Origin of the sequence: Rhodococcus yunnanensis NBRC 103083 (assembly GCF_001895005.1) — a bacterium.
GTDB lineage: Bacteria > Actinomycetota > Actinomycetes > Mycobacteriales > Mycobacteriaceae > Rhodococcoides > Rhodococcoides yunnanense.
In genome coordinates this window covers 1-1896 of record NZ_BCXH01000046.1, presented here as the reverse complement: position 1 = coordinate 1896, position 1896 = coordinate 1, and the positions used below count along the sequence as shown (strand labels likewise).

Sequence of the window (1896 nt, the reverse complement as noted above, 5' to 3'; positions counted from 1 at the left end):
GACATCCGTGGTCCAACGGTGCCAAGGCGTGTCCGCAGCCACCGTCGTGGCCGACACGGTCGACCCCGATTCCGACGTCCGATCTCTCATCGCGTACGTGGTGGCCGACGAGGGTTTCGACACGACGACCGTGCAAAAGCATGTGGGCAAGACTTTGCCGCGTCATATGGTGCCGAGCTTCGTAGTCCGTATCGACGAGTTGCCGTTGACCGGAAGCGGAAAGATCGATCACAAGCTGCTGCCACGACCGCAACGTCGAGAGGCGGTAGCCGATCTCGACTCGATGACCGAGGTCGAAGCACAACTGCACGCGGTATTTCTGCACGTTCTTGGCTACACCGATCCTGGATCGGTCTCGCTGACGGACAACTTCTTCGAGATCGGTGGAGACTCACTGCGCGCGACGAGGTTGGCATCGAGGATCAATTCAGCCCTCGAGCTGGCGGTCTCGGTCCGGGTCGTGTTCGAAAACCCGACGATTGCAGGGCTCGCCGAACATATCTCGCAGCTGGGCGAGGCACAGGCGACGGCGATCGAGCGTGTCGGCGACATGGTCCGCACCGAGGTGATTCCGGCGTCCCACGGGCAGGCTTCATTATGGGTCGTCGAGGAACTCATGGGTGGCAGCGACCAGTACATCGTTCCCGTCGTACACCGGCTCGCAGCAGGCGTCGACGTCCACGCGTTCGCCACTGCTGTGGCGGATGTGGTCAGGCGACACGAAGCTCTACGGACGAGGCTGCTGCCCGACGACGTCGTACGTGTCCGGATGGATATCGTTGCACCCGAATCGATCCCGGACACTCTGGTCGAGGTCGTTCGGGAATCAGAGGTCAGTGTTCGATCGGTCGTCGAGCGAATCGTCAACGCCCCGGTCGTGTTGTCACGCGACCTGCCGATCCGCGGGACGATCGTCGTCGGTGGTGCAGGCGCCTCGCTCTACATGGGTATTCACCACAGCGCTATCGACGAGTGGTCGATACCGACGTTCATGAACGACCTCGCCTTCGCGTACGAATATCGCGCCCAGGGGCAGGCTCCGCAGTTCGAGCCGCTTGCGGTGCAGTACCCGGAGTTCGCTCTCTGGCAGCGTGCAGTTCTGGGAAGTGTGGACGAGCCAGGATCGCTGATCAGCTCCCAACTGCAGTATTGGACAGGCGTACTCGACGGCGCACCGCCGCTGAGCGGCATTCCCGTCGATCGTCCGAGGCCGGCGAACCCGCGTTGGTCGGCTGGCATGGTGTCCTGCACGATTCCGGTCGGCACCGCTGAGGCACTTCGTGCGACGGCGTCGGCGTCCAACACGTCGGTTTTCGTTCTGCTGCATGTGATCACCGCGTTGGCGCTGCGCGCCATGGGCGCGGGCAACGACGTGGTGATCGCGTCTCCGGTTGCGGGGCGTACCGATTCCGACCTGGACAAGGTCGTCGGTTACTTCGTCAACACCCTGCCGTTCCGTCACACGATCGTCGGCAGTCCGACGATCGGTGAACTCGTTGCGTCGTTCAGATCTCGTGTTCTCGACGGGTTGGAGGGGCAGTCGGCGCCGTTCGAACAGATCGTTCGTGCGTTGGGTGTCGAGCGACATTCCTCGATCACACCGATCTTTCAGAACCTGCTCACCTACGTTCCCTTCGACGGGACGGTCGACGCCGGTGACACGCTCTTCACGGACGAGCCGGTCGACAGTGGCTCGACCGAAGACGTTCGGCTCGAAACGGTGAAGACCGATCTCGACGTGACCGTCTACGATCTCGGCACCGAGATACTGGTGGAGATCGAATATGCGAACGAGTTGTACCTGAAGTTGACCGTCGAGCGTTTCGCGGCTGCGATCCAGAGTGCGGCACAGTTCGTCGCCGGGCCTGCCGATACCAGGCTCACCTCGTTCAGCGG

Annotated in this window: 1 protein-coding gene; it reads left to right on the top strand. The window is 62.3% G+C overall.

Annotation, left to right across the window (positions count from 1 at the left end):
• Nucleotides 1–28: 28 nt before the first annotated feature.
• On the top strand, nt 29–1896 hold a 1868-nt coding region (locus tag RY1_RS29185), incomplete at its 3' end, for a condensation domain-containing protein (protein ID WP_245820005.1).